A 22,939-nucleotide genomic window follows, 5' to 3' on the forward strand; every position below is an offset into this window, starting at 1 on the left:
CCCATGAGCGACTTCGAGGCACTGCAACGCAGATGGCAGCCGGTCTGGGAGTCGCTCGACCTTTTCGCGGCCGGCCGCCGGGGCGGGGAACGCCGCACAGTCGTCGACATGTTCGCGTACCCCTCGGGTGATCTGCACATGGGTCACGCCGAGGCGTACGCGTTCGGCGACGCGATCGCCCGCTACTGGCGGCATCGAGGCTACGACGTGCTGCATCCGATCGGGTGGGACTCGTTCGGGCTGCCGGCCGAGAACGCGGCGATCAAACGCGGTCTCCACCCGGCCGAGTGGACCTTGATGAACATCGAGACGCAGGCCGAGTCGTTCCGGCGGTTCGCGACGTCGGTCGACTGGCGGGCCCGGCTGCACACCAGCGATCCGTCCTACTACCGCTGGACGCAATGGCTGTTCCTGCGTCTGCTGTCGGCCGGGCTGGCCGAGCGCCGGCTCGCCCCGGTCAACTGGTGTCCCGCCGACCAGACGGTGCTCGCGAACGAGCAGGTCGTCGGCGGCCGATGCGAGCGCTGCGGCAGCGAGGTCGTCCAGCGTCACCTGACCCAGTGGTTCATCAAGATCACCGCGTACGCCGACCGGCTGCTGGACGACATGAACGAGCTTGAGGGTCACTGGCCGTCCTCGGTCCTCACGATGCAGCGCAACTGGATCGGCCGATCGGAGGGGGACGAGGGTCGCGGCGTCACCTACCGGCTGCGCGACTGGCTGGTCTCGCGGCAACGGTATTGGGGCTGCCCGATCCCGATCGCGCACGGTGGAGAGTGCGGCGTCGTTCCGGTTCCCGACGATCAGTTGCCCGTGACCCTGCCCGACCTGCGCGGCGCCGACCTGGCCCCGAAAGGCGTCTCGCCGCTGGCCGCCGCCCGGGACTGGGTCGAGGTCGCCTGCCCCCGCTGCGGGCGCCCGGCCCGACGGGACACCGACACCCTCGACACGTTCGTCGATTCCTCCTGGTACTTCCTCCGATACTGCTCACCCTCGTACGAGGAAGGGCCGTTTGATCCTGAGGAGGTGCGGCGATGGATGCCGGTCGACCAATACATCGGCGGCTCCGAACACGCCGTGCTGCACCTGCTCTATGCCCGGTTCTTCACGAAGGCGCTGCGTGACCTGGGGCTGATCGACTTCGGCGAGCCGTTCCGGCGGCTGCTGACGCAGGGTCAGGTCGTGCTGAACGGCGCCGCGATGAGCAAGTCCAAGGGCAATATGGTGCATCTCGGTGAACAGATCGACACGTACGGTGTCGATGCCGTGCGGCTGAGCATCGTGTTCGCCGGTCCGCCGTCCGACGACATCGACTGGGCCGACATGTCGCCGGCCGGTTCGGTGCGTTTCCTGAGCCGCGCCCTGCGCCTGGCCGACCTGCCCCCGCCCGCCGGCGATCCGGACCCTGAGCTGCGGCGTACGACCAGTCGCCTGCTCGGCCAGATCACCGACCTCATGGAGCGCCGTCGCCTCAACGTGGTGGTGGCCCGCGCGATGGAGCTGGCCAACGCGGCCCGCAAAGCCGTCGCCGACGGACGGGCCGCCGACCCCGCCACCCGCGAGGCCGTCGAGGCGCTGGCCGTGGTGCTGTCGCTGTTCACGCCCTACACGGCCGAGGAGATGTGGGAACGGCTCGGCCATGAACCGGGCATCGCCGACGCCGGCTGGCCCGCGACCGATTCGCCGTGAGCGTCGTCACAGTTCGGGATGTGGCAATCTTCGGGGAGCCGGACAGGTAGGGGTTATGAACCAGATGAACGGGCCGCCGGAAGAACGGTTCCGTGCCTTGCACAGAGCCACATTCGCCGACCTGCTGCGCTTCGTCGAACGCCGGGTCCCGCCGCACGAGGCCGAGGACATCGTCTCCACGGTCTATCTCACGGCCTGGCGGCGCTTCACCGACCTGCCTTCAGATGCTCGCCCGTGGCTGTTCGCCGTGGCCCGCAGGACGATGGCTAATCAGACCCGCGGCTGGCTGCGGCGACAGGCCCTCGACGTACGCCTGGCCGCCGTCGAGACACCCCAGGCGTCCGACGACCCGGCCGCCCGCGTCGACCTGCAGCGCGCCTGGCAGACCCTCTCCGCGGCCGACCGTGAGGTGCTGGCCCTGGTCGCCTTCGACGGTCTCACCGCCGAGCAGGCCGCGACCGTCCTCGGCTGCCGCCGCTCGACCTTCGCCATGCGCCTCACCCGCGCCCGCCAGCGGTTGCAGGCCGCCCTCGAACCCCTTTCACCGCCGGTTCTCAGGCTTCAGGAGCAGTCGTGAACGACATCATGAACGACCTCGCCCGCCTCGACCCCGCCCGTAACACCGAGCCGACTGCCGCGCAGTGGGCCCGATCCGAGAACTTCGTGGAGCGCACCATGGCCGGATCCGTCGCCACCAGCACCGCCCCCCGCCGTCGCTGGATGACCGTCGGTCTCGCCACGGTCGCGGCCGGCGTGGTCGGCGCCGTCGCCATCCCCGCGCTCGTGCCCGGCGCGGCCGAGAAGGCGGTCGCCTCGTGGACCGCCGCGCCGTCGGCCCGCACCGGCGACCAGGTAATGCCCCAGGCCAACGTGTGCGGCGCGGGCGACGTGATGGGCGGCGCCTCGACGAAAGTGAGCCCCTCCGACGTGATCCTCGCCGAGCAGCGTGGCGAAGCCACCATGATGATCCTGCGCAAGGCCAACGGGAACCTCGTCGAATGCCTGCTCGTCGGCAAGGAGATGTTCGCCTCGATGGGCCTGACCGACGGCACCCCGGTCAAGCTGCCGGCCGCCGGCGTGAACCTCGAGACGTCGAGCTCCTCGGGTGACGGCGACGACATGTGGTCCAACGTCGTCGGGCTGGCCGCCCCCGACGTGACCGCCGTCGAGGTGCGCACCGACAAGGGCCGCACCTTCCAGGCCAGCGTCCGCGGCGGCTGGTGGGGCGCCTGGTGGCCCGGCTCCGAGGGCGGCGACGCCACCGACAACTACACGGTGATCGTGCACACGGCCCAGGGCACGACCACCCACAAGCCTTCCGAGCTGCCGTAACGCTTCTCCACCGGGACGGGGCGCTTCGGCGCCCCGTCAGCCTCGGGCCGGGTTCTCGCCCTTCACCGCGTCGTAGCAGCTCGAACTGACGATGACGTCGAGATGGTCCTGTTCGGCGCCGCCGATCACCGAGGCGTTGCCGGAACCGAACCCCGCCTGCAGATGACCGGTCTCGCCATCGGGCAGCGAGCCGTCGGGGGCGATGCGCCGGTCGCCGAACTCGCGGTTCTCCCGATCCCACTGGTCACGCACAGCACGCAGCGCGGCCGCCTGCTGATCACGGGGCACGGAGAGCTTCCCCCGGACGATCATCGCCCACAGCCGCCCCGGCGACGCGATGTCACAGGCCGGCGTCTCGACCCGCAGGTCCGTCAGGGTGCTCCCGGTGAGGTCGGTGACGGACCGCACCTGCCCGAGCATCTCGGCCTCGACCGCGGCCCGGGATCTCTTCTCGCTCGGCCGCTCCCCGAAATCCTCACCACCGGCACAACCGCCGAGGGCCAGGACGGTTCCCAGCGCGACCAGCGCCGTTCCACGCATGCGGCACAAGGTAGCAACAGGCGGGAATTGCGTGTCGCTCACCGGCGGTCGCGGGCGAGAATCCCGGCATGGGAAAGACATACGAGGGCATCTCGGGGCGGCTGCGGGAGTTCATCGAGGCACAGCCGATGTTCTTCACGGCCACCTCGCCGCTTTCCGGGGACGGCACGATCAACCTCTCGCCGAAAGGGCTGACCGGCTCGTTCGCGGTGCTCGACGAGAACACAGTGGCCTATTTGGACTTCGCCGGCAGCAACGCCGAAACCGTGGCTCACCTGCGCGAGAACGGCCGGATCACGCTCATGTGGTGTGCCTTTCAAGGACCGCCCAACATCGTACGGGTCCACGGGCGCGGCGAACCGGTCTTCCGCGACGATCCGCGCTGGGCCTCGCTGCTCGCGCATTTCCCCACGATCGACACGGCGGCGCACGGGCTGCGGGCGATCATCGTGGTGCGGGCCGAACTGGTTCGCGACACCTGCGGCTACGCGGTGCCGTTCATGGCCTACGAGGGCGACCGTGACCTGCACGGCAAGCGGTTCGCCCGGGAGGACGACGAGTCGCTGTCGGCCTACTTCGAGAAGAAGGACCACGTGGCGACCAGCATCGACGGCCTCCCGGGGTTGCCGCTGCCGTTGCCGCCTATGGCGCCAGCCGCACTCGACGCAGAAGCTGGGCGTTGAGGGCCACGACGATGGTCGAGGCGCTCATCATGATCGCGCCGACGGCCGGGCTGAGGGTGAAGCCGGTCCAGGCCAGAACACCGGCGGCCAGCGGGATCGCGATGACGTTGTAGCCGGCGGCCCAGGCCAGGTTCTGGATCATCTTGCGGTAGGAGGCCCGCGACAGGCGGATCACTCCGGTGACAGCTCGCGGGTCGGAGGAGGCCAGCACCACGCCGGCCGACTCGATCGCCACGTCGGTGCCCGCGCCGATCGCCAGGCCCACGTCGGCGCGGGCCAGCGCGGGAGCATCGTTCACGCCGTCACCGACCATCGCCACGGTCAGCCCGCGGGACTGCAGGTCGGCGACGGCCTTGTCCTTGTCGGCCGGCAGCACCTCGGCGAAGACCTCGTCGAGGCCCAGGTCGGCGGCGACCGCCTCGGCGACCGGGCGGGCGTCGCCGGTGATCAGCACCAGCTTCTCGATGCCCTGGCGACGCAGCTCGTCGATCGCCTGGCGGGCCTCGGGGCGGATCTCGTCCTCCAGCGCGAAGGCACCGATCACCTCGGGACGGTCGCCGTCGAGCCGCACGAGATGCAGCACGGCGGCGCCGCGCCGGGACCACTCGGCCGCGGGCTCGGCCAGGTCGGCGCGGAAGGGCGTGTCCGAGGCGGGCGCCTCGACGTTCAGTTCGCGAAGCAGGGCAGGGCCACCCACGGCGTACGGCGTGCCGTCGACCACGGCCTGCACACCGCGGCCGGTCAGCGAGCGGAAACCGGTCGCCGAGGCGGTCAGGCCTCGCTCGCGGGCCACAGTCACCAGGGCGCGGGCCAGGGGGTGCTCGCTGTCGCTCTCGACGGCGGCGGCGATGCGCAGCACCTCGTCGTCGGTGTGACCGGCCGTGGCGGCGACGCCCGTCACCGTGTGCGCACCCTTGGTCAGGGTGCCGGTCTTGTCGAACAGGATCGCGTTCACCGTCCGCATCCGCTCCAGGGCGAGCCTGTCCTTGACGAGGATGCCGGCGCGGGCCGACAGGGCCGTCGACAGCGCGATCACCAGGGGGATGGCCAGGCCGAGGGCGTGCGGGCAGGCGATGACGAGCACAGTCACGGTTCGTACGACGGACTGGTCGAGGTCGCCCAGCGCCCACCACGTCACGAAGGTGATCAGCCCGGCGCCGGCGGCCACGTAGAACAGCCAGGCGGCGAAACGGTCGGCCAGCACCTGGGCGCGGCCGCTCGAAGCCTGGGCCTGCGCGACCAGGCGGCCGATGCCGGCCAGGGCCGTGTCCTCACCGACGGCGGTGACCTCGACGCGTACGGCCGAGTCCGTGGCCACCGTGCCGGCGACGACGCGGTCCCCGGTCGTACGGGAAACCGGTCGTGACTCTCCGGTGATCATCGACTCGTCGACCTCGGCCGAGCCCTCGACGACGCGGCCGTCGGCGGGGACGCGACCGCCCGAGCGGACGAGCACGCGGTCGCCGACCCGGAGTTTCGACACGGGCACGGATTCGGTCGAGCCGCCGGGACTGATCAGCTCGGCCTCGTCGGGGAGCAGGGCGGCCAGCGCCGACAGGGCGCCCTGGGCCTGGCCGATCGCCTTCATCTCCTGCCAGTGGCCCAGCAGCATGATCGTGACGAGGGCGGCGAGTTCCCACCAGAAGTCGAGCTCGAACAGTCCGACGCTGGTGGCGAGCGAAGCCGCGTAGGCGACGGTGATCGCCATCGCGATGAGCAGCATCATGCCGGGGGCGCGGCCGCGGATCTCGCCGAGCGCGCCGGTCAGGAACGGCCACCCGCCGTAGAGGAAGACGATCGTGCCCAGAACGGGCCCGATCCCCGCGATGCCGGGGAAGTCGAGCGAGTAGCCGAACCACTCCATGACCATGTCGCTGGTCACGACGATCGGAACGGTCAGGACGAGGCTGAGCCAGAACTTACGCCGGAAGACCTCAGGATCGTGCCCGGCGTGGCCATCGTGCCCGCCCGGCTCGTGGTGGTGTTCGTCGGTGAGCGGCTTCCGAAGCTCGCTTGTCATGGGTGACCACCTCCGTTATCGCCAACATATACCCCCAGGGGGTATAGCTCAACCCCGTGTGGTGTGAAGTACGGCAGGTGGTGTGAAGTACGGCAGGTGGTGGCAGCGGGTCGCCTCGGCGTCGCGCTGAGCTTATGATCCCGGCGTGGAAGCGACCGATGTGATCAGAGTGATGGCGGATCCGCAGCGTTTTCGAGTGCTGGCGGCAGTGGCGCTGGGCGCCACCGACCGGGAGCAGATCGGCACGATGTCTGGTGTGGACGCTCGCGGCGTGCTGGCCGCGACCAGCCGTCTCGAGTCGGCCGGACTGCTGGCGGGCGGGCCCGGCGCCTTCCGGGTTGACTTCCCGGCACTGCGCGATCTGGTGCGGCGGGAAGCCGTCCCCGCCCGCGAGGCTCTCGCCGACGGCGACGAACTTGACCGGTTCGTGCGCGACGACCGGCTGCGGAGCCTGCCGTCCAAGCGCACCCGCCGGCATGCCGTGCTGGCCCACATCGTCAAGACGTCGTTCGACGAGCAGTCGGCGTACGACGAGAAGGCGGTCAACGAGATCCTCGAGCGCTGGTGCGAGGGCAGCGGCGTCGACCACGTCGCGATGCGCCGCTACCTGATCGACCACCAGCTCATGTTCCGGGTCCGTGGCGTCTACGCGCGTACGTCCGAGACGCTCCCGGCGCCGGGCGACGCGGAAAGGTACATGGAGGCGATCGGTCTCGACTGATCCGGCCGAGGGCGGTCCCCGCGCCGGCGTGAAAGGCTTCGGGGATGCGCATCACGGCCCTGCACTCGTACCCGGTCAAGGGTTGCCGCCGCCTCGAGCACGACGCCGCCCTGGTCGAGCCGTGGGGCCTGGCCGGCGACCGGCGCTGGGCGATGGTCGACGCCGAGGGCGTGGCCTTCACTCAGCGCGAGGAACGCCGCCTCACCCAGCTCACCGTCACACTCCGCGACGGCGGCCTGCTACTGAGCGCTCCGGGCCTGCCGTCTCTCTCGGTGGACGAGCCCGTCGACGGTCCCGAGGAGATCGTGCGCGTCTTCCGCCACAAGCCTCCGGCGCCCGCCCGCGTCGCCGAGAAGGAGTGGAGCAGCCGGTTCCTCGGCCGCGACGCCCGGCTCGTCTGGCAGGCCGACCCGACCGGACGCCCGGTGCAGAACCACGCCCGGCCGGACGACCGGGTGAGCTTCGCCGACGGCTACCCGGTGCTGCTCGCCAACGAGGCCTCGCTCTCGGCGCTCAACGACTGGCTGGCCGAGGCGGGGGAGGGGCCGGTGCCGATGACCCGCTTCCGGCCCAATGTGGTCGTCGGCGGCGCCGGGCCGTGGGCCGAGGACGAGTGGCTGGGCCGGCGGCTGCACCTCGGCGGCGTGACGTTCCGGGCGGCCGAGGCGTGTTCGCGGTGCGTCGTCACCACCATCGATCAGGAGACCGGTGAGCCGGGGCGGCAGCCGCTGCGCATGCTCGGAGCCCGGCGCCGCGTCGGCAGCCGCCTGCTCTTCGCGATCTCCCTCATTCCCGACATGTCCGGCATGGTGCGTGTGGGGGACACGGTCGAGGTCGGATGAACGGACTACCCGCCGACGCCATGGAGTGAAGCAACTTTAGGACTGTCTTAGGAAGGTTGCCGCCGCGGTCGCGACCCGCGAAGGATCGCTGTCCGTGACCGGATCTCGCCTGCTCTCGCCCCGATGGCTCGCCACGGGCGGCGCCACTGTCCTCGCCGCCGTGCTGGGGGTCACCCTCGTGCTGCAGAACAGCGGCTCGGCGTGTGCTGCCCCGCCGTCCACCACGGCCAAGAAGGGGAAGGCGACGTACTTCTTCATGGAGGGCACGCTCGGCAACTGCTCCTTCCCGAGCCCACCCGCCGACGATCTCTATGTGGCCCTCGGCCAGTCCAACGAATATGCCAAGGGCGCGGCCTGCGGCACGTACATCGATGTCACCGGGCCCAAGGGCAAGACCCGCGTGAAGGTCATCGACTCGTGTCCTGAGTGTCCGGCCGGTCATCTCGACCTGAGCCTCACGGCGTTCAAGAAGATCGGCGTCCAGTCGGCCGGCATCATCCCGATCACCTACAAGGCTGTGCCCGGTGCGGCCGTTCCAGGGCCCGTTTCCGTACGGGTCAAGGAGGGCTCGTCGCAGTACTGGCTCAGCGTCCTCATCGACAACCACGCCAACCGGCTCGCCTCGGTCCAGATCGCGGGCCAGGGCGGCGGGTTCCGCAAGGCCACCCACGAGGTCTTCAACTACTGGACCGTCCCCGGCGGCGCGGGCAGCGGTCCCTACAAGATCAAGATCACCGATGTGTACGGCAACTCGGCCACCCTCACCGGCATCAAGCTCGCCGTCGGCAAGACCCAGAAGTCCGGCGTCAGGCTGGTCAAGCGCCCGCCGTCCGCCGTCAAGAAGCCGAAACCGGCCGCGCCCAAGCCCGCCGCGGTGTCGAAGTCCGCGCCCAAGCCGCCCGCCGCCACCTCGGCAGCCGCCCTCCCGCTCGTCGAGTCGACCACCGTGGCGCAGACCCCGCTGACCGCCGAGGCCCCGCTGGTCGCCGAGGCCCCGCTGACCGCCGACCTGGCCGCCGGCACCCCGGATCGCTGCTCCTGACTGGCCCCGGCTCCGCTGATCGCCGACCTCGGACGGCTGTTCCTGACAGGCCCCGGCTCCGCTGATCGCCGACCTCGGACCGCTGTTCCTGACAGGCCCCGGCCGGGCGTGCTCCCCCACCACGCCCGGCCGGCTCCGTCGATCAGTCGTTCAGGCCCAGCCACAGGTAGATCTCGTCGCGGTCGTCGCCCGGCGCGACCCGCAGCGCGCCCGGCATGCGGCCCACCTCGCGATAGCCGAGTCTCTCGTAGAACTTCTCGGTGCCGGCCCCGCCCCGCACGGTGACCTGGAACGCGTCCAGCCCCATCCGGCGCCCGACCCGCTCGGCCTCCCGCATCAGCGCGGCGCCGTACCCCCGGCCCTGGCTCTTGGGGGTCACCATCACCCGTTTGAGCACGCGCCAATGTTCCTTCAACGCGAACTGGTTGCTGGCCACGAACAGCAGCGCGACCAGGTCGCCGCTGTCGATCCCGATGACGAGCCGGTCAATGCCCGCCTCCACCGCGGCGAACGTCGCCTCGGCCACCGGAGTGACGTCTGCGGCGTTGACCGGCGCCACGAATCCGACCGCCCCACCGGCGTTGGTGACGTCGACCCACAGCGTGACGATGCTCGCGCGAAGCTCATCGGTCAGCGTGGGGTCGACAACGAACTCAATAGCCATGCGGCCATTTTGGCCGCCCGGCGCACGGCCCTGTGATCCGCGGCCCTGTGATCCGCGGCCCTGTGATCCGCGGCCCTGTGATCCGCGGCCCTGTGATCCGCGGCCCTGTGATTCTCGGGCCTGTGGTTCGAGTGCGGAAGGGGGGACTTGAACCCCCACGCCCTTTCGGGCACGGGCACCTAAAACCCGCGCGGCTGCCTATTACGCCACTCCCGCCCGGCTCGCCCCGAAGGCCGAGCACGTGTTGAGCAGAGTCTAGACGTTCCTCGCGACCCCGACCTGGTCGGAGTTCGTGCTCCGCTTAAAGGCACGGCGGCCGCCTCGCGGGTCGAGCCGCGTGACAGCCGCCGTGGTCTGCGGACCGGCCGGGTCCTTTGCCGTCAAGATCGGCCGGTGCGGCGCCGACTGTAGCGGTCAGTCGACGCCGAGGTCGCGGCGCAGCTTCGCGACGTGACCCGTGGCCTTGACGTTGTAGAGCGCCCGCTCGATCTTGCCGTCCTCGTCGATCACGAAGGTAGACCGAATGACGCCCATCACCTTCTTGCCGTAGTTGTTCTTCTCACCGAACGCCCCGTAGGCCGTCAGCACGCTCTTGTCCTCGTCGCTGACGAGCGGGAACGTGATCGCGTCGTGCTCGCGGAACTTGGCCAGCTTGGCCGGGGAGTCGGGCGAGATGCCGACGACCTCGTAACCGGCGGCCTGCAGCGAACCCAGCGAGTCGCGGAAGTCGCAGGCCTGGGTCGTGCAGCCGGGAGTCATGGCGGCCGGGTAGGCGTAGAGCACGACCTTGCGTCCGCGCAGGTCCTTGAGCGTGAGCCGGTCGCCGTTGTCGGTCGGCAGGCTGAATTCGGGCGCGAGATCGCCGGCGGAGAGTCGGACGGGTTCAGTCATGCCGAAACGATAGACCGGACACCCGCAAAGCCGCCGAAAACCTCAACCCCCGACCGGGACGGCAGGCTGCGGGGCGGTCGGGCGCGCGGGCAGGGCGGCCCTCATGCGCAGCACACCGGTCAGGGCCAGCCCGGCACCGCCGCCGATGGCCAGCGCGACGAGCGTCCGCGAGATCCAGCCCGGCCCGGCCGCGGGCACGACGGCCGCGCCGAGGACCTGCGTCTCGTTGAACCCGCCGAACAGGGCCACGACGGCCCCCGCGAGCGCCAGGAAGAACGGCGGATGCCGGTAGGCCGCGGCCACCCCGACGAGCCCGGCCAGGATCAGCGCCGGGGGCGGGGTCGCGCCGTCGAGCAGGCGGATCAACGCGTACGCCAAGGGGGCCAGGCCGACGATCAGCGCGACCGGCCGTACAGATCTGGGCCACCGGTAGGCCAGCGCCGTCACAGCCAGCCCGGCCAGCGCGGCGGCGGCCCACCACAGCCAGGCTCGCGGCGGTGGCACCCAGTCGAGTGTGCCCCGGATCTCGAACGCGCTGGTCTGCACCCGCAACGGCACCACCCAGTCGCGCAGGCGATGGCTTCGCGACGGGTCGGCCACGGCCTGCGGCGGCAGGTCAGCGCTCAGCCAGTGCGTCCGCTGGTCGTGCCACCGTACGGTCGTCGACTCTGAGATCTTGCGCCAGGCGGGCGGCGCGGTCGGGTCGGCGCTCGCCGGGACGGGCGTCTCCCCGGTGATCGTCTCGTTCAGGTACGAGGCCGGCGAGTTCACGTTCTGCCAGGTGCCGTCGGGCCGCACCTCGAGATAGGGCTCGCCCGAGTAACCCAGCACCTCGATCGCGTGGCCGCTGTCGTTGGTCAGCTCGAGCCGTGCCCCCGCCTCGACGGTGCGCACCTCGATGCCGGGCGCGCTGATCGTGGTCACCGCCGTGCGGTACGCCGTGGCGTCGGGGACGTCACCGGCGTGGGCGAACGCGGGCGTGGCCGGCGCGAGCACCGCACCGGCCACCGCCACGATCAGGGCGTACCGTCTCACCCCGCGGCCGCCGTGACCGCCTGCGTGAAGATCTCGGTGGTGGGCAGACCGCCGCCGGGGCCGGTGACCGTCTTGCCGTTGACGACGATCGTCGGCGTGCCGTTGTAGCCGCGGGACGCGAACGTCTCGGTGACCTTGGTGGCCCACGAGTCGTACGTCTTGTCGTTGACCGCCGTGGCGAAGCTGTCGCCCAGCCCGACGCCCTTGCCCAGCTCGATCAGCTTGGCGTTGTCGAGCCCGTCGCTGCCCTCTTCGGGCTGGTTGGCGAAGAGCACGCCGTGATATTCGAGGAACTTGCCGTCGACCGCCGCGGCCGCGGCCGCCCCCGCTGATCTGGTCGAATATTGGGTGCCGTTCGACGCGCGGTCGAGGATGGCCACCGGGTGATAGCGCACGGTGACCTTCTTGTCGGTCACCAGCTGCGCGATCGCCGGGCCGGTCTGGTTCTCGAACTCGTGGCAGATCGGGCACATGAAGTCTTCGTAGATGTCGACCGTGACCGGCCCCGACCCGACCGCGAAGGCCGTGCCGTCGTCGACCGCCACGCTGGGCGTGTTCACCCGCGACGCGTCGGTCTCCTTGTCCTGGTTGCTCAGCACCCCGAAGCCGACCAGGCCGGCGAGCACCAGCACCATGACGACCCCGATCGAGGTCCAGATCGTCACCTTCCGGCGGCGATCGGCGGCTTTCTGCTGCTCGACGATGCGCCGCGCGGCCGCGCGTTCGCGGCCTCTGTCGCCCTTGCTCATGAGTCTCCCAACAATGCCCTGTCGAGCGAGAACCTCGTCCGCGGCTTCCACAGCAGAATGCCGGCCAGTGCGAGGAACCCCACGTCACGCAGGATTTCCAGGCCGTACTGCGCGGTGCGGCCGCCGGTCAGCTCGCCGCCCTTGCTGAAACAGCCGCAGTCGATCTGCAGCCCGCGCGCCCACGCCGAGACGATGCCGGCGATGAAGATCACCAGCACCACCGCGGAGATGGCCGCGCTGAGCCGAGTCGCTATGCCGATCAGCAACAACAGGCCCAATGCGATCTCCAGGAACGGCTGCACGGCCCCGACCACCTTGGCGGCGTCGTAGGACATCAGGTCGTACGCGTTCACCGCGCGCGCCGAGGCGGCCAGATCGGTCACCTTGAGCCCGCCGGCGATCAGGAAGACCGCCGCCAGGCCGAGACGCGCGAGGGTGGAGATCCAGGGCCAGGCTGCCGCGAGCCGCGAAGGCCGCTGCTTCAAGTCCATGGTCACGCCCGTTAGTCGATGCAACTGTCCCGCCGGTTCCCTCTATTGTGCTGAGGTTCCGCTGGGAAAATGCTGACTAAACCGCTCTGGACTGCGAGACGGCGGTCACGAGCTCGTCGCGGGCGCGGGCGACGCGTGAGCGGATCGTGCCGACCGGCACGTCTTCGACCTCGGCGGCCTCGGCGTACGAGAGCCCCAGCACCTGGGTCAGCACGAAGGCCGTACGCCGTTCCTCGCTCAGACCGTCGAGCAGGTCGGCCGTGCTCAGTCGGTGGGCCGGGTCGGGGGAGGGCGACGAGGTCCACGCCTCGGCGGCGAGGCGGGCGTCGAGCCGGCGGCGGCGGACCACGGCGCGCAGGTGGTCGGCGCAGGTGCGGCGGGCGATGCCGAGCAGCCAGGTGCGCGCAGTCGAGCGGGCCTCGAACGCGGCGAGTGCCTTGAAGGCGCGCAGGTAGGTCTCTTGGGTGAGGTCGTCGGCCGCCCCCGGGTCGACCAGCGCGGCCGTGAAACGCCAGACCTCGGCCTGGGTGGCCCGCACGAACGCCGCTTGCGCGATCGGGTCTCCCGCGCGGGCGGCGAGGGCGAGCGAGGTGGTTTCGTCCTGGCCGTCCATGGCCCGAGATGGTACGCCTAGCGGACGTGGGAACTCTGAAGCCGGGCGTGCCGACTACCCGTTGTGGTCAGTAGGGCTTCAGATCGGGCACCATGTCGGGCATGATTGTTGAGCGGCGCCGGGTTTGTCATGGTTTGGCAGCCTTGGCCGGGTTGTTGCTGGGCCTCTTCGGAATTCTGCTCGGTCCGGCCTCGCCCGCCAGCGCGCACGCGGCCCTGGTCGCCAGCGATCCGGCCAACGGCACGATCGTGCCCGACGCGCCCAACAAGATCACGCTGAACTTCAGCGAATCGGTGGCTCTGCTCTCCGGCAAGATCCAGGTGATCGCCCCCGACGGCTCCCGCGCCGACCAGGGCGACCCCACCGCCGACGGCGGCACCGTCACGATCCCGCTGCGCTCGGGTGGCGGCCGGGGCACCTACCTGGTCAGCTATCGGGTGCTCTCGGCCGACAGCCACCCGGTCGGCGGCAGCCTCACCTATTCGGTCGGCGCCGCGTCGGCCACCCCGAACGCCACCGTCGACGACGTCAAGACCGACCCCGTCGTCCGCGCCCTGATCCCGGTCGGCAAATACCTCGGCTACGCCGGGCTGGTGCTGCTGGTCGGCCCGACCCTCGTGCTCGCGCTGCTCTGGCCGCACCGCCTGAGCCGCCGCGGCCCGGCCAAGCTCGTCTGGACCGGCGTCGGCCTGATCCTCGGCAGCACCCTGCTCGCCCTGTGGCTGCAGGCGCCCTACTCGACCGGGTCAGGGCTTTTCGACGTACGGGTGGGGGACCTGCGCGACGTGCTGGGCAGCACGTTCGGTGCCGTCATGCTGGTGCGCCTCGGCGTGATCTGCGCGACCGCCCTGCTGCTGCGGCCGTTCCTGCGCGGCAACGGCACCGACTCCAAGACCGACCTGGCCCTGCTCGGCGTGCTCGGCGTGGCCGCCCTGGCCACCTGGCCGCTGACCGGGCACCCGACCGCCTCGCCGGTGGCCGGCGTCTCGGTGGTGGTCGACGCGATCCACCTCGCCTCGATGGCGGTGTGGCTGGGCGGGCTCGTCATGCTGGTCTTCTTCCTGCTGCGCCAGGCCAGCCCGCGCGAGCTGGGGGCGATCCTGCCGATCTGGTCGCGCTGGGCGGTCACGGCGGTGGCGGCGCTGATCGTGGCGGGCGTCGTGCAGGCGCTGATCGAGGTGTCCTCGCTCGACGGGCTCTTCCTCACCACGTACGGCCAATTGATCCTGGCCAAGGTGGGGCTGGTCGCCCTCCTGCTCGTCGCCGGCTTCTTCTCGCGCCGGCTGGTGCTCTCGAAGGCCGCGGAGGAGTCGCCGACCGGCCTGCGCAAGATCGTCATCGCCGAGCTGGCGCTGACCGCGGTCGTGCTCGGCGTGACCTCGGCGCTGGTGCAGATCGCGCCGCCGCGTACGGCCGAGGCGTCCGAGACCGCGACCGTCTCGACCACGGTGACCAAGACGCTGACCAGCCCGAAGATGGCTTTGCAGATCGACATCTTCCCGGCCAAGGTCGGCAACAACAGCATTCACCTGTACGCCTACACACCCGACAACAAACCTCTCACCGTGATCGAGTGGACCGCGACGGCCGCGTTGCCCGCCAAGGGCATCGAGCCGATCCAGGTCCCGCTGCTGCGCATCACCGATTTCCACGCGGTCGGCGACATCGCGCTGCCGGCGGCCGGTGAGTGGACCTTCAAGATCACCGCCCGCACGAGCGACATCGACCAGACGACCCTGTCTACCACCGCCACGATCAACTGATGAGGCCGTCGGGGTGTCGGCGGCCCGGTTCGGCGCCGAGTGAGCGCTTATTGCCGCGCCGCGACCCACCGGCACTGACGCCCTGAGCGGCCCTCAACCCCCGCCGTGACAACCGGCGATCTCCCGGCAAGGGCCCGGTCCTCCTGTGCGGAGGGCCGGGCCCTTGTCATTTTGATCAGCGATTTAGCAGCGATTTGACCACTTTGGGGTTATTTGGATCTGTATGGTCTCCGCCAGTACCGCCGGAGCTTTTGAGGGGGAGAAGCTGATGCGGGTGTTCCGGACCATTCTCGGGATGCTGACGCTGACCATCGGCCTGCCGAGCCTGCTGGCCGGCGCCGGTCTGTGGGCGGCCATGCAGCACCGTGACCAGGCCGGCGCGTTCAGCGGCGACCTTCAGCGCCTGTCCACGCCCGGCTATGCCGTCGTGGTCGAGGACGTCGACCGCCTGCTGCGCACCGACGCACCGTTCACCCGGGTCGGTGACACCCAGCTCCGCCTGCTCGCCCGTACGCAGGAGGGCCCGGCCTTCCTCGGTCTGGCACCCTCGGGCGCGGTGCGCGACTACCTGGACGGCGTGCCGCACAGCAAGGTCAGCACGGTCGACATCGGCACGGGCGCGCTGCCCGTCGCCACGACGGCGGTGCTCGGCCAGCAGTCGCCGCGCCAGAAGCCCGGCGAGGCCCCGTTCTGGACCCGCACCGACAGTTCGGGCCAGATCGCATGGACCCCGTCCGAGGTGCGCGGGGGCCCGTACAGCCTGGTTGTCATGCGCCCCGAGGCCACCGCCGGCCTGCAGGTGAGCGCGACCGCCGAACTGCGGCCGGGCTGGCTGAGCTCGAGCGCCTGGGGCCTGCTGACCCTCGGCACGCTGCTCGTGATGGTCGGCATGATCGTGCTGGCCTGGCCGGCCCGCCGGCGCGAGATCGTCTACGTGGTCGAGCCGAGCCAGGTTCCCGAGTTGATGCGCGCCATCGGGGCGCCGATGCCGATCCTGCCCGCCACGGGCCGGCCGGTCGGCGCCCACCGGCCGCGATCGCTGGAGGACGCCCGGCCGGGCCAGGCGCCCGCGGTCATGGCCTGGCCGCCCGCTCCGGCTCTGACCGCCGGACCCGGGGTGCCGCCGGACTCCGAGGAGTACGCGGCCGCGACCGCCATCCCGGACCACCGCCCGGCGCCGGGGGAGCCGCTCGAGTTCATCGGGGCGGGCGCGGCGTCACTGCCGGTGTCCTCACCGATCTCCTCGCCGGCCGCCGAGCCGGCGCCCGCGAAGAAGGGCGAGCGCGCCGAGAAGCGCCGCGCGTCGTCGACCGGGGACGCCTCGGCGTTCCAGCCGTCGGCGGTCGAGGCGTGGGTCGCGGAGACTGCCCCGGTACGCGCCCGGGAGACCGAGGCGCAGGCCACCGCCCGCCTGGCCGAGGCGGCCCGGCGTCGTGCCGCAGCCGGCGCCGACAAGCCGGGCGCATCGTCGCCCGCCTCCCCGCGGACCAGCGTGCCGGCTATGCCCTCTTCGGTGCCGGGCCCTGTCGCTCCGGTTGCCGCTTCTGCCGCGGGTTCGGTCACCCCCGCCTCGTCGGCCACCACAGCGCCCGAGCCGGAGACCGTCTCCGCCGCGCCGCTGAAGTCGGCCGAGGCTCCGGCGGATGAAGTCCCCACCCCGGTCGACGCCGTCGCCGCCGCCTATGCGGCCGGTGCCGCCGATGCCCGCGCAGTCCGCGGCGAGGCGATGGACGACGACCGGGACCCACGGGTCGCCGCCCAGAAGGTGTCGGTGGTCACCGGCCCGGAGGCGACCGACTGGGCCGCGACGGGCATGCCCCGCCCGGATGCTTCACGGGCCGCCCGCCCGTCGCCCCAGGCCGCGCGCCCGTCCCCGCCGGCCGGTCGGCCATCGCCGAGTCGCGGTCCTTCGCGGCCCGTCGGCCGCCCGTCGCCGGCCGGCCGAAGCACCTCACTGGCCGATTCGCCCGCTGCCGGCCCCGCTGCCGGCCCCGCCACCGGATCCACCGCTGTTCCGTCGCCGACGGGCCCGACCGCGACCCCGGCAGGGTCGTCCGCGTCCCCGACTCCTCCCGGCCCGGTCGGCGCGGCGAAGCCCGCCCGCCCGTCTGTCCCCGTGGCCGACGCGGGTTCGCCCACTGTCCCGGCTGCGGCTTCCCGTTCCGGAAGCCAGGGTCCGAACCCGGCGGCCACCACCTTCCCCGGGCGACCGGCGCCCGCCGCGAACCGCCGCGGTGAGTTCGCCGACGCCGGTCTGTTCACGAGCGCGGTCGACCCCGCCGTCTGGAGGGGCGGAGGACCGGCCGGCAGTTCACCGGCATCCGCGAAGAGCGGCGAGCCGGCCACCTCATCCGCCGGTGAGGTTCGCCCGGCCGGGGACGCCGGCACCGATCAGGGACGGGCGACCATCCGGCCGGTGCCGGCCCCCGAAACCGCCGCGGCAGCGGAGCTCGCCCCGACTCCGGCAGCCGACGCGGGGGAAGAGACGAAGCCGGCGGACGAGGGCAACGCTGCGGCTGACCAGCAGAAGGAGCGCCCAGGATCGGCGACCGGCGACGACACGCGCAAGGACGAGCCCGGCGCGGGCGCGGCGAAGGCGACCACCGCGCCCGCCCCGCCCCGCCCGACCGTGCCGCGTCCGCCGTCCCCGCCGCGTCCGATCGTTCCGTCCCCGGCGCGGCCCGCGACCTCGGGGCGTCCGGCCGAGCTTCGCCCGGCAACCCCGGTCGCGAGCAGCGAGACCGGGTCCAACGGGTCGGTCGCCGCGGTGGCGTCGGCCAATCCTCACCCGGCTCGGATCTCCGGGCTGACACCCGCTGCGGCCCCTACCGACTCGGCGCACGCGCCGGGCCGTGGCGAGCGGGCCCCCGCCGACCACGTGCCCTCGACGGCCTCGCCCGCTCAGCGTCCGAAGCCGGCACCCGTCGACGCCACGGTGAAGCCCGACCCGGCCATCGCCGCCGACCTGCAGGACGGGGCCGCGCCCGAGTCCGTGCCGGCCATCACCGCCGACCTGCAGGACGGGGCCGCGCCCGAGTCCGTGCCGGTGATCGACGCCGGGGTGGAGATCGCGGCCGGCGAGGACTCGGGGACCACAACGGCCGCGTCCTCGGCGAGCCGCCGGTCCGGCCGTTCCGACGACCGGGACCTGCTTGCCCAGGCTCAGAGCCGGGTCGACGGGGGACCGGCAGCCGCGCCGCCGAGTCGCCTGTCCGGGGCCGGCGCCGGCCGCCCCGCCCCGGCCGCCTGGCGCAAGGCCGCCCAGTCGGTGGCCGCCCGCGCGGCGGCCGAGGCCGCGGGTTCCGAGCCGGCCGCCGACATGCTCGTCGACGAGTCCGATGCGCCCGAGGCCAAGCCGGTCAAGCCCAGGACGACCCGCGCCCGAGCCACCAAGGCCAAGGCTGAGGGTGACGCGACCGCCGCGGACAAGCCGGTGAAGGCGACGAAGGCCGCTCCCGCCAAGACAGCCACCGCCGCGAAGACGACGACGAAGACGACCACGGCCAGGACGACGACCCGTTCGACCGCCGCGGCCAAGTCCCGGACGGCGGCGGCCAAGCCGGCCACCGCGGCAAAGACCGCGAAGCCGGCCGCGGCGGCCAAACCGGCCACCACGCCGAAGCCGGCCACGCGGACCACCACCACGGCGACCCCGCGACCGACCCGGCAGTCCGCCGACGTCCCGTTGCGCACCAGCACCGGGGCGATCCCGGCCGCGAGCGGCACCCCCACCGCGTGGCTGGCCGCCTATCAGGCGGAAGCGGCCGAGCTGTTGTCCGGCACCACTCAGCGCCGCCGTCGCCGGGTGACCGCGCCGATCGACGCGCCCGTGGACCCGGCCCCGGCCGACCCGCCGTCGGCTCGCCGCCGGGCGGCACCGGCCGCCGATCCCGAGAACTGACCGACCGGCGAAGGCCGCCCCACGGGGCGGCCTTCGCCGCGTCCGGGCGGCCGGGGAGAAGCCGCGGAACGCCGAAAGGGCCCTCCACGCTGCCGACGCGGAGGGCCCTTTACCGGGGGAACGGAGTAACCGAAGGGGGGCTTCGTCCGTTAAGACCAGTTTAGCCGCTTGAAGCACCGTGTGGGAGGTCATCGCCCGAAAGCGGACAAAACACGTGGCTGCGAGGGTCGTGCCCGGACGGGTGGCCGGGGAGGACGAGACACCGCTGTCCCCGCGCGCGGCGTAGGCTATTCGGGTGGCTGATCATTTGGTGTGGATCGACTGTGAGATGACGGGTCTCGATCTGGGCAAGGACAGGCTCATCGAGGTCGCCGCGCTCGTCACCGACGCCGATCTGAACGTGTTGGGTGACGGCATCGACCTGGTCATCCACGCCGACGACGCGGCGCTCGACGCGATGCCGCCCGTCGTCCGCGACATGCACGCCAAGTCGGGGCTGACCGAAGAGGTCCGCCGCTCGACGATCAGCATGGCCGAGGCCGAGGAAGCCGTCCTGGCGTACGTGCAGCAGTTCGTCCCGAACCCGCGCACGGCCCCGCTCTGCGGCAACTCGATCGCCACCGACCGTGGTTTCCTGGCCCGCGACATGCCCGCGCTCGACTCGTTCCTGCACTACCGCATGATCGACGTCTCCTCGATCAAGGAGTTGTGCCGCCGCTGGTACCCGCGGGTCTACTTCGGCCAGCCGGCCAAGGGCCTCGCCCACCGCGCGCTCGCCGACATCCGCGAGAGCATCCGCGAACTCGAGTACTACCGCCGCACGATCTTCGTCCCGCTCCCCGGCCCCGACGTCGAGACCGCGAAGGCGATCGCCGCCGAGCTCTGAGAAGCCAGGCCCGGGGGCGTCACCCGACCGTGCTGCTAACCCGCTCGACGGGCCCCGTGGGCATGCCGCTATGATTGTCGGGCACCACGGGGAAGCTTTCTCGTGCGCGATGGTGGTCGTAGCTCAGCTGGTAGAGCACCGGGTTGTGGTCCCGGGGGTCGCGGGTTCAAGTCCCGTCGATCACCCCAAGAAATTGCACACAAAAGCCTGACCGCGAAAGCGGTCAGGCTTTTGTCATGGGCGGCGTCTGAGGCTGGGCGAGGTCTGACGCGGTGCTGCGTTCGACCCCGTTGTAGGGCGTCAGGCCTTCCACGGCGGCAGCCCGTTCGAGAGCGGCAGAACCAAGCTCAGGGCAGCACGCTCTGCAGGGCGCTCAGCAGCTTGTCGGTCTGGAACGGCTTGTGCAGCAGGGGCGCGTCGGGCGGGATCTCCTGGCCGCCCGGGGCCGGGCCGCTGGTGTAGCCCGACATGAAGAGCACGGGCAGGTCGGGCCGGCTCCGGCGAATTTCGGCCGCGAGCTGGGTGCCCGACATGCCGGGCATGATGACGTCGCTGACCAGCACGTCCATGTGCAGGCCGGCGCCGACCAGCCGCAGCGCCTCGGCGGGGTCGGCCGCCGCGTGCACCTCGTAGCCGGCCCGCCGCAGGATCCGGCAGACGATGTCCCGTACGCCGTCCTCGTCCTCCACGAGGAGCACCCGCCCGCCCTTGCCCGCGGCCGAGCCGGCCGGACGTTTGACCAGGGTCGATGTGGGTGCCGCGACCTCGGCCGGGGGCAGCTGGATCCGCAGGGTCGCACCCTCGTCGGGGGCCGAGTCGAGCGTGATCGTGCCACCCGCGTCGGTCACCACGCCGTACGCCGTGGCCAGTCCCAGACCCGTACCCTTGCCCCGGCCCTTGGTCGTGAAGAACGGCTCGAACGCCCGCGCCGACACCTCGGGCGTCATGCCGCAGCCGGTGTCGGTCAGCGACAGGCGCACGTGACCCGTCGCCCGCACGAGCTCGGTCGTGAGCGTCAGGCGCCCGCCCGACGGCATCGCCGCGCGTGAGTTCATCGCCGCGTTCATGATGACCTGTTCGAGCTTGCCGCGGTCCATGCTGATCGGTGGCAGGTCGAGGGACAGCTCGGTGCGCAGTTCGACGTCCTCGCCGAGCGTGCGGGACAGCAGCCGTTGCATGTCGGTGGCGACCGCGTTCAGGTCGAGCAGCTCGGGGCGGGACGGTTCGAGGCGGCTGAAGATGAGCAGTTGGCGGGTCAGTGTGCTGCCCCGGGCCGCGGCCTGCTCGATCGCTTTCGTGTCGGCGTTCAGTTCGTGGTCGGGGCCGAGCTCCTCGGTGAGCATCGCGGCGTAGCCCGAGATGACCGCTAGGATGTTGTTGAAGTCGTGGGCGATGCCCCCGGCCAGGCGGCCCAGTGAGTCGAGCCGTTCGGCCTGGCGGAGCTGCTCCTCCATGCGCACCCGCTCGGTGATGTCGCGCAGGATGCCCTCGACCGCGACCGGGCGGCCGTCGGCCCCGGCGACCGCGGACGCCCGCTGCTCGACCCAGACCGGTTCGCCGCCGCGGGACCGCCAGCGGATCGTCAGCGTGCCGGGCTGCTCCGAGCGCCACGAGCGTTCGAGCAGGGGGCGTTCGTCCGGTTCGACCAGCCGGAAGATCAGGGCCGGGTCGGCGTAGAACTCCTCGGGCCGGTGCCCGGTGATCGACGCGACGGCGGGGCTGAGGTACTCCATCGCCGGTGAGGGGCGCAGCCGGTACCGGAAGATCACGTCGTGGGCGTGGTCGGCGAGCAGTCGCAGCGCCTCCTCGGCCCGCCGGTGCTGGCGGCGTTCGGCGGCCTCGTGCAGCTCGCGTTGCACGGCGGGGGCGAGCCTGGTCAGCCGCTCCTTGAGCACGAAGTCACGGGCGCCCGCGCGCATCAGGGAGACGGCCACCTCCTCGCCGACCTGGCCCGAGACGGCGACGAACGGGATGTCGGAATCGTGTTCCCTGACCTGGGCGAGAACCTCCTCAGCCCGTACGCCGGGAAGGTTGTAATCGCAGATCACCACGTCGACCGGCCGGTCGGTGAGCGCGCGTGCCACCTGGTGGGAGGTCTCGGCGCGGGCAACCCGCACCGGCAACCCGGCCCGGGACAGGGAATGGTCGATCAGTACGGCGTCGTCGTCGTTGTCGTCCACGACGAGCACGTTGATCTGGTCGTCGGTCATCGGATCGTCCACCCGGAGGGCCCCGGCGCCAGGCTGAAGCGGATCGCGGCGCCCTCGCCGGGGGAGCCGTCGGCGGTGATCCGGCCGCCGTGCCGGGTGACGATGCGCCGTACGATCGCCAGGCCGACGCCCGTGCCCTCGAACTCGCCGGTCGCGTGCAGCCGCTGGAACGGGTCGAACATGCGCTCGGCGTGACCCATCTCGAAGCCGGCGCCGTTGTCGGACACGACGAACACGTCCACGCCGTCCTGGTCCTCGACGCCGACGGCGATCACCGCCGCGACGCGCCGGGCGGTGAACTTGAACGCGTTGCCGAGCAGGTTCTGCAGCACCAGCCGGATCAGGTGCGGGTCGCCCGGCGCGACCAGGCCCTCGGCGATCTCGAAGCGCACGCCGCGGGCCGGGTCGGACGCCACCAGCTCGGATGCCACCTCGCGGGCGAGGGCGGTCAGGTCCGTACGCTCCCGGCGCAGCTGGGACCGGGTGGCGCGGGACAGGTCGAGCAGCGCGTCGATCATCTCGGCCATTCGTTCGACGTTGGCCTGGATGCGCTCGAGGTAGCGCTGCCCCTCGGCGTCGAGGCGGCCGGAGTGCTCCTCGATCAGGATCTGGCTGAACCCCTCGAGGCTGCGCAGCGGCGCGCGCAGGTCGTGCGAGACCGAGTACGCGAAGGCGTCGAGCTCGCGGACCTGCCGTTCGAGCTCGTCGTTGAGGCGGCGAACCTCCTCGGTGCCCGCCGTGCCGGTGCTCACCGCTCGACCCTAGTGCGGCGATCCGGTGAATATGAGCGATTTGCGCTTTCTGGGCGACGGGGGGATCCGGATGGTTCGGGCCAAATATCGATCAGCGTGCCGCGCCGGGCGCGGG

20 protein-coding genes and 2 tRNA genes are annotated in these 22,939 nt (G+C 71.7%); 11 read left to right on the forward strand and 11 right to left on the reverse strand.

The window, feature by feature from the left end:
• Positions 1–3: 3 nt before the first annotated feature.
• The 3 genes from EER30_RS42685 to EER30_RS42695 all read left to right on the forward strand — a co-directional run bounded on the left by EER30_RS42685 (position 4) and on the right by EER30_RS42695 (position 3,021).
• Positions 4–1,689: a leucine--tRNA ligase gene (locus EER30_RS42685; protein ID WP_127507897.1), complete on the forward strand. Its 1,686-nt coding sequence runs from the start codon at positions 4–6 to the stop codon at positions 1,687–1,689.
• Positions 1,690–1,786: 97 nt separating this feature from the next.
• Complete coding sequence (locus EER30_RS42690) at positions 1,787–2,266, forward strand: RNA polymerase sigma factor (RefSeq protein ID WP_205650665.1); 480 nt, start codon at positions 1,787–1,789, stop codon at positions 2,264–2,266.
• Positions 2,263–3,021: a hypothetical protein gene (locus EER30_RS42695; RefSeq protein WP_127507899.1), complete on the forward strand. Its 759-nt coding sequence runs from the start codon at positions 2,263–2,265 to the stop codon at positions 3,019–3,021. The genes EER30_RS42690 and EER30_RS42695 overlap by 4 nt, the downstream gene beginning before the upstream one ends.
• Positions 3,022–3,057: 36 nt before the next feature.
• Here the strand turns inward: EER30_RS42695 and EER30_RS42700 are convergent, their stop codons facing one another.
• On the reverse strand, positions 3,058–3,561 hold the full coding sequence (locus EER30_RS42700; RefSeq protein WP_127507901.1) for a hypothetical protein: 504 nt from the start codon (positions 3,559–3,561) through the stop codon (positions 3,058–3,060).
• A gap of 68 nt (positions 3,562–3,629) precedes the next feature.
• Here EER30_RS42700 and EER30_RS42705 point away from each other — a divergent pair, with 68 nt between their 5' ends.
• The gene (locus tag EER30_RS42705) at positions 3,630–4,244 is read left to right on the forward strand and encodes a pyridoxamine 5'-phosphate oxidase family protein (RefSeq protein ID WP_127507902.1); all 615 of its coding nucleotides are present in this window, start codon (positions 3,630–3,632) and stop codon (positions 4,242–4,244) included.
• Here EER30_RS42705 and EER30_RS42710 read toward each other — a convergent pair.
• On the reverse strand, positions 4,204–6,264 hold the full coding sequence (locus tag EER30_RS42710; RefSeq protein ID WP_127507904.1) for a heavy metal translocating P-type ATPase: 2,061 nt from the start codon (positions 6,262–6,264) through the stop codon (positions 4,204–4,206). The genes EER30_RS42705 and EER30_RS42710 overlap by 41 nt on opposite strands.
• A gap of 145 nt (positions 6,265–6,409) precedes the next feature.
• Between EER30_RS42710 and EER30_RS42715 the strand changes: the two genes are divergently transcribed.
• From EER30_RS42715 to EER30_RS42725, 3 genes are all read left to right on the forward strand, one after another.
• Entirely contained in the window at positions 6,410–6,985 is a 576-nt protein-coding gene (locus tag EER30_RS42715; RefSeq protein WP_127507906.1) for a DUF2087 domain-containing protein, read from the forward strand.
• Between the two features lie 44 nt (positions 6,986–7,029).
• Positions 7,030–7,827, forward strand: a complete 798-nt coding sequence (locus EER30_RS42720; protein ID WP_127507908.1) for an MOSC domain-containing protein — start codon at positions 7,030–7,032, stop codon at positions 7,825–7,827.
• A 94-nt stretch (positions 7,828–7,921) separates the two neighbouring features.
• Positions 7,922–8,869 (forward strand): expansin EXLX1 family cellulose-binding protein, encoded by a 948-nt coding sequence (locus EER30_RS42725; RefSeq protein WP_127507910.1) that lies wholly within the window; start codon positions 7,922–7,924, stop codon positions 8,867–8,869.
• A gap of 142 nt (positions 8,870–9,011) precedes the next feature.
• Here the strand turns inward: EER30_RS42725 and EER30_RS42730 are convergent, their stop codons facing one another.
• The 7 genes from EER30_RS42730 to EER30_RS42760 all read right to left on the reverse strand — a co-directional run bounded on the left by EER30_RS42730 (position 9,012) and on the right by EER30_RS42760 (position 13,312).
• Positions 9,012–9,533 carry a GNAT family N-acetyltransferase gene (locus EER30_RS42730; protein ID WP_127507912.1) on the reverse strand — a complete coding sequence of 174 codons (522 nt, stop codon included), beginning with the start codon at positions 9,531–9,533 and terminating at the stop codon, positions 9,012–9,014.
• 132 nt (positions 9,534–9,665) lie between these two features.
• Positions 9,666–9,749: transfer RNA gene (locus EER30_RS42735), tRNA-Leu, on the reverse strand.
• A 198-nt stretch (positions 9,750–9,947) separates the two neighbouring features.
• A complete protein-coding gene (gene bcp / locus EER30_RS42740; protein ID WP_127507914.1) occupies positions 9,948–10,424 on the reverse strand; it encodes a thioredoxin-dependent thiol peroxidase in 477 nt (158 codons plus the stop codon).
• Positions 10,425–10,466: 42 nt separating this feature from the next.
• The gene (locus tag EER30_RS42745; RefSeq protein ID WP_164842712.1) at positions 10,467–11,459 is read right to left on the reverse strand and encodes a hypothetical protein; all 993 of its coding nucleotides are present in this window, start codon (positions 11,457–11,459) and stop codon (positions 10,467–10,469) included.
• On the reverse strand, positions 11,456–12,208 hold the full coding sequence (locus EER30_RS42750) for a DsbA family protein (protein WP_127507916.1): 753 nt from the start codon (positions 12,206–12,208) through the stop codon (positions 11,456–11,458). The genes EER30_RS42745 and EER30_RS42750 overlap by 4 nt, the downstream gene beginning before the upstream one ends.
• Positions 12,205–12,699, reverse strand: a complete 495-nt coding sequence (locus EER30_RS42755; RefSeq protein ID WP_127507967.1) for a MauE/DoxX family redox-associated membrane protein — start codon at positions 12,697–12,699, stop codon at positions 12,205–12,207. The genes EER30_RS42750 and EER30_RS42755 overlap by 4 nt, the downstream gene beginning before the upstream one ends.
• Positions 12,700–12,775: 76 nt before the next feature.
• On the reverse strand, positions 12,776–13,312 hold the full coding sequence (locus tag EER30_RS42760) for a sigma-70 family RNA polymerase sigma factor (protein WP_127507918.1): 537 nt from the start codon (positions 13,310–13,312) through the stop codon (positions 12,776–12,778).
• A 92-nt stretch (positions 13,313–13,404) separates the two neighbouring features.
• On the opposite strand from EER30_RS42760, the gene EER30_RS42765 reads away from it, so the two are divergent.
• From EER30_RS42765 to EER30_RS42780, 4 genes are all read left to right on the forward strand, one after another.
• The gene (locus EER30_RS42765) at positions 13,405–15,075 is read left to right on the forward strand and encodes a copper resistance CopC/CopD family protein (RefSeq protein WP_127507919.1); all 1,671 of its coding nucleotides are present in this window, start codon (positions 13,405–13,407) and stop codon (positions 15,073–15,075) included.
• Positions 15,076–15,343: 268 nt separating this feature from the next.
• Positions 15,344–18,976, forward strand: coding sequence for a hypothetical protein (locus EER30_RS42770; protein ID WP_127507920.1), 3,633 nt, complete (start codon positions 15,344–15,346; stop codon positions 18,974–18,976).
• A gap of 289 nt (positions 18,977–19,265) precedes the next feature.
• Positions 19,266–19,862, forward strand: coding sequence for an oligoribonuclease (orn, locus tag EER30_RS42775; protein WP_127507921.1), 597 nt, complete (start codon positions 19,266–19,268; stop codon positions 19,860–19,862).
• Positions 19,863–19,974: 112 nt separating this feature from the next.
• Positions 19,975–20,050: transfer RNA gene (locus tag EER30_RS42780), tRNA-His, on the forward strand.
• 159 nt (positions 20,051–20,209) lie between these two features.
• Here EER30_RS42780 and EER30_RS42785 read toward each other — a convergent pair.
• Together EER30_RS42785 and EER30_RS42790 are read right to left on the reverse strand one after the other, a co-directional pair.
• Positions 20,210–22,072, reverse strand: a complete 1,863-nt coding sequence (locus tag EER30_RS42785) for a response regulator (protein ID WP_127507922.1) — start codon at positions 22,070–22,072, stop codon at positions 20,210–20,212.
• A complete protein-coding gene (locus tag EER30_RS42790; RefSeq protein ID WP_127507924.1) occupies positions 22,069–22,824 on the reverse strand; it encodes a sensor histidine kinase in 756 nt (251 codons plus the stop codon). Before EER30_RS42790 ends, EER30_RS42785 begins: the two co-directional genes overlap by 4 nt.
• Between the last annotated feature and the right edge of the window lie 115 nt (positions 22,825–22,939).

The organism is Actinoplanes solisilvae (assembly GCF_003999975.1).
Taxonomy (GTDB): Bacteria; Actinomycetota; Actinomycetes; order Mycobacteriales; family Micromonosporaceae; genus Actinoplanes; species Actinoplanes solisilvae.